This window comes from Frankia sp. CeCAU1 (assembly GCF_977971845.1).
Map to the genome: position 1 here is coordinate 1,855 of NZ_CDWWXA010000204.1, position 4,567 is coordinate 6,421.

Consider the following 4,567-nt stretch of genomic DNA (forward strand, 5'->3'; position numbering starts at 1 on the left):
CCCGTCAAGCCGGTCTCGGACCGGACCGACGAGGACAGCACGGCGGTACTTCGGGCACCACACGACGTGGTAACCGAGGTCATAGGCGCCACCCGCGCCGACCTGCACCGTCCGGGACATGCCGTTGATTATACCAGCGTGGCCGGTATAATCGTTGCGGTCCGTGCCGGATTCCCCTGTCGCCTGAAGGCGACAGTCCCCTCCGGAGGTCATTGATGGTTGCTCAGACTACCTACTCGCTGCGTCACGCCTGCCTGTCCGGCTGGCTGGCGGCGGGTGTCCCGCCGACGCGGGTCGCTCAGTGGGCGGGCCACACGGTTCAGATGCTGCTGACGATCTACGCCCAGTGCATCGACGGGGACGAGGAGATTTGCCGGGCCCGTATCGCGGCTGCCCTGTCGGCCGACAGCGCATGATCCTTCGGGCACGTCTCAGACACAGACCGCCGCCGGTCACCGCCGCTAGCCGCCGCTGATCGCACGTCTTGAAAGGATGCGAAAATGCCCTCCCACCAGCGGAGACACGCCCTCACCAGCAATAAGTTTGCTATCCCAAAAAATCCTCGATCGCTTTATGCATTTCCCAGACCAGGATCTCAGCGGGAGCCGAGGCGCTGACCCGCTGACCGCCGGTTGCGGTGAACCGGACCGCGTCCCCGGCGTGCAGCACACCCGTCCCCTCCAGCGTCACCTCGCCCCGCGTCACGAACAGGTGCAGGTAGGGAGCCTCGGGAAGCGTGACGTCCCGACCAGGGCTGAGCCGGGCGGCGCACAGGGCCGCGAACCGGTTTCTGATCGTGATCGCGCTCTGCCCGCGGTGCCTGGCCATCCCGGACGCTACCGGTACCAGGCCGCCACGTAGCAGCTCGTTGTCGATCTCCAGCTGCTCGTAGCCGGGGTCGATGCCCCGACGGTCCGGCGCGACCCACATCTGGACGAAATGCACCGGCTCGTCATGCGGCTCCCCGCCGCCGTCGAGACGCCAGGAGTCGTTCTTCTCCGAGTGCAGGATCCCGCGACCGGCGCTCATCCGCTGCGCGAGTCCCGGGTAGATGACGCCGGAGTGGCCGGTGGAGTCCTGGTGCACGAGCGATCCGCGCAGGACCCAGGTGACGATCTCCATGTCCCGGTGCGGATGGGTCTCGAACCCGGTCCCGGCAGCGACCGTGTCGTCGTTGTTCACCAGCAGCATACCGTGGTGGGTGTTTGACGGATCGTAGTGATGGCCGAACGAGAAGGAGTGGTGGGAGTCGAGCCAGCCGACGCGCGTCGCCGCTCTGTCGTCCGCCCGGCGAATGTCGATCCGGGGCTGTGGGCGCAGGCCCGCGGAGGAGGGTGTGGCGGAAGACGGGCCCGCGGTAGAAAGGGTGGCGGCCGGTGGGACCGCGGCCGGTGGGGTGGACGACCCAGGGGAGGACGGCGTGGCCCTCATGGTGAACCCTCCTTCACGGTAGGCAGGACAATGCCTGCGCAGTCCAGCGTCGTCGGGGCCACGGACATTCCACGGCCCGCGTCCCGCCCAGGCAGATGACCCGCCGGCTAGAGCAACGGAATCACATGAATAGGCATATAATCTGTCGATTTTGGTGGCCGGATGGTGCGACCATGCGTTCCACGCTGCGGCGGATACCGCTGTCAGATCTTGCTAGCATGTTGCGCATGTCGCGCACGATCACGCTCCGGCTCTCGGACGAGGCCTACGAGGCGGTCAAGCGGTACGCCGAGGCCGAGCACACCTCGATGAACGCCTGGGTCGAGGGCGTGCTTGACGCCGAGGACATGCGCCGGCGCTGCGCCGCGCACGGGGCCTGGGTGCGGGCCGACCCGGCGGTGGCCGGCGCGGCCCTCGCCTTCGGGGAGGCCAACCAGCGGGCTCTCGCGGTGTCGGGGCTGCCCAATCTCGCCGACGCCGCCGGGTGAGGCCACCGCGGCGCGGTGAGATCTGGACCGCGGGCATCGGGCCGGCGCCGCAGGCGGTGCTGGTCCTCAGCTCCACGGTCTACAACGAGATCGCCGACGAGCCGACCGTGCTGGTCGCCCTGGTCGTGGAGCAGGCCACCGACGAGGGGTTCTGCGTCGACCTGGGGGAGGGGCAGTGGGCCGTGATGGGCCTGGTCACGTTCGTGGCCAAGGCCGCCCTGGGTGAATGCCTGCGCCGGGTCGACGCCCAGACGCTCACCACCGCCAACACCATGTTGTTCAAGATCTTGGCCACGCCCGAACGTTGACCTTACGGCAACGGCCCGAGCTGGTCGAAGGCGAAAGCAGCGGTGGGGCAAGCAGCGGGTCACTTCCTCGATGCGCTCCAGCCCGGCGTCGGCGTCCGGCTTGGATGTCGGCCGACGTCATCGCCGCCGCGATCAATCCGTTCACGGCTACCATCCGCCAGACGGAGGCGCAGCCTCCTCCCGGATGATTGCCTTCAGCGTCGCGTGGACGGCGGATGGATCGGTGAGGCGTGCGGCTAGCGTCTCGATCGCGAGTTCGAGGGGAATCGCCGCGGAGAACTTGAGCCCATCGGCAGCCTCGACATCGATGGCCGGAAGAGCGTCAACGAGGTCGTCACGTCGAACATCGAGCATTGTCCGTAGCGCGGCGGAGTTGACGTGCGGGCGAAGCCGCAGCCTGAGATCGCCGACCGGCGCGTCAGCGTCAACCAGCTCGCCGAGCCCCGAGGCGAGGGCCGAATTGGCCGCGAACCCGGCAAATGTCCACCAGATCGGCCGCTTCTCGGGGTCGCGGGTGAGGTAGGTGCGTTCGCCCGGCTCGTCACTGACACTGACACTGACAAAGGAATGCTGCGCGCGGAGCTTGTCCAACGCGTCGGCGGCCCGCCGGGATATCCCGATGCCGGCCGTTTGCCCGGCGAGGACGTCGAGGTGAGCCTGGGCGAGCGGATAGGACATGACCCGGGCCCCGCCGTTCCACCGGGACCGGCCTGGGTAGCGGCTCGGTTCGACCTGGACTCGTCTTCTCCGCCAGTCGACATGATTCACCTTCCAGGCACGACCGCCGAGAAGAACCACCCGCGGTCCGTGCTCCGGTCGAGCCGCGAGCGCGATCGGTGGCAGCTGGCCGAGCAGGCTACGTCCCCACCAGACCTGCACCATCGATTCGCCGGCGAAGGTTGACGTGAGGTCGAGGAAGTAGCGTCGCCCGTATTCCTTCTCCGCCCGCGGGCCGATCGATACCAGCCCGTCGGTGTGCACGACAAACCCGGAGCTGGCCAGATGCGCCAGTACGTCGACCGCGCCCGGAGTCCGGGCAAGCCCGCCGAGCCACTGCCAGACGTCGTGGTCGACGAGGCGGCCTTCCTGCAGGGCCAGTCCGAGGATTTGCTGGGCGACGATGTGACGGGGAAGCACGGGCGGGACGACCGGCTCGACGTATCCGCGTTGCCACAGCAGCGTGATAGCCGCCGCGAGCCACAGAGAGTTCTGCGACGTTGCCAGGAACAGAGTGTTGCGTCGGGTCCCGGGGCGCCGCCCGGTCCGCCCGAGGCGTTGCAGGAAGGAGATCACCGTGGCGGGGGCGCCGATCTGGATGACGCGGTCCAGGTCACCGACGTCGATCCCCAGCTCCAAGGTGGAAGTGGCGACGATGACGCAGTTGGTGGATGTCGCGAAGGCGGCCTCGGCCTGCCGCCGGTCATCCCGTGACAGGGACGAGTGGGATACATACGTCCGTACCCCGAGGTCACGCAGCGCAACCGTCAACTCCTCGACCTGGCTGCGGGAATCGCAGAAGACCAGCCTCTTCATCCCCTGATGAAGGCGGGCGACCACGAGGGCGGCGTTACGCAGGGAGCCCACGTAGTCGATCCCGACCTCCGTGGTGGCTGTCGCGTCCGTGCTGGCTGTCGCGTCCGTGGTGGCCGTCACGTCACTCGGCCGGACGACCGCGCGCGGCCGGGAGGATCCGTCCGCGAGCCAGTCGAGCAGTACGTCCGGGTTCCCGACAGTTGCGGACAAACCAATCCGCTGTACCGGCCGGTTGGCGAGCCCGCGTAACCGGGCCAACACCCCCAGCAGATGCCAACCGCGGTCGTCACCGGCGAAGGCGTGGACCTCGTCGACGACAACCGTCCGCAGGCCGGCGAAGAGCCATCGATGATCGACGCGCGCGGAGACGAGCATCGCCTCGATCGACTCCGGGGTGGTCAACAGAAGATCCGGCGGATCCACGGCCAGCCGCCCGCGTACCGAGTCGGCGACATCTCCATGCCAGACGGCGGCCCGCCGGCCGAGCCATTCGCACATCGCGGCCAGCCGCGGTTCGAGGTTGTTCAGCAACGCCCGCAGCGGACACACATACAGCACCGACAGCCCGCGCCATTTCTCCCCGGCCATCCGGGACAGCAGGGGCAGCGCCACCGCCTCGGTTTTCCCACCGGCGGTCGGTGCCAGCAGCAGCACGTCATGCCCGTCGAGGACCGGACGTATCGCCGCCTCCTGCAACGGGCGCAGGGCAGGCCACCGCAGACTGTTGACGACGTGATACTGGACGGCCGGGTCGAGGGCGGCGAAGCCCGAGGCCCCGGAAGTCCCCGAGGCCCCGGAAGCCCCGGA

General features: G+C 68.4%; 5 protein-coding genes. 3 read left to right on the forward strand and 2 right to left on the reverse strand.

All coding sequences use genetic code 11. The annotated features are described in order from the left end of the window. Nucleotides 1–215: 215 nt before the first annotated feature. Complete coding sequence (locus AC08OO_RS22085; RefSeq protein ID WP_011437347.1) at nucleotides 216–416, forward strand: site-specific integrase; 201 nt, start codon at nucleotides 216–218, stop codon at nucleotides 414–416. Nucleotides 417–546: 130 nt separating this feature from the next. Here the strand turns inward: AC08OO_RS22085 and AC08OO_RS22090 are convergent, their stop codons facing one another. Continuing rightward, on the reverse strand, nucleotides 547–1,431 hold the full coding sequence (locus tag AC08OO_RS22090) for a pirin family protein (protein ID WP_476619016.1): 885 nt from the start codon (nucleotides 1,429–1,431) through the stop codon (nucleotides 547–549). A 227-nt stretch (nucleotides 1,432–1,658) separates the two neighbouring features. Here AC08OO_RS22090 and AC08OO_RS22095 point away from each other — a divergent pair, with 227 nt between their 5' ends. Next, on the forward strand, nucleotides 1,659–1,919 hold the full coding sequence (locus tag AC08OO_RS22095) for a toxin-antitoxin system HicB family antitoxin (RefSeq protein ID WP_035911300.1): 261 nt from the start codon (nucleotides 1,659–1,661) through the stop codon (nucleotides 1,917–1,919). Continuing rightward, nucleotides 1,916–2,227 carry a type II toxin-antitoxin system PemK/MazF family toxin gene (locus tag AC08OO_RS22100; protein ID WP_476609644.1) on the forward strand — a complete coding sequence of 104 codons (312 nt, stop codon included), beginning with the start codon at nucleotides 1,916–1,918 and terminating at the stop codon, nucleotides 2,225–2,227. The genes AC08OO_RS22095 and AC08OO_RS22100 overlap by 4 nt, the downstream gene beginning before the upstream one ends. A 147-nt stretch (nucleotides 2,228–2,374) precedes the next feature. Here AC08OO_RS22100 and AC08OO_RS22105 read toward each other — a convergent pair. After that, the coding region (locus AC08OO_RS22105) for a DEAD/DEAH box helicase (RefSeq protein WP_476619017.1) at nucleotides 2,375–4,567 on the reverse strand (2,193 nt) is incomplete at its 5' end.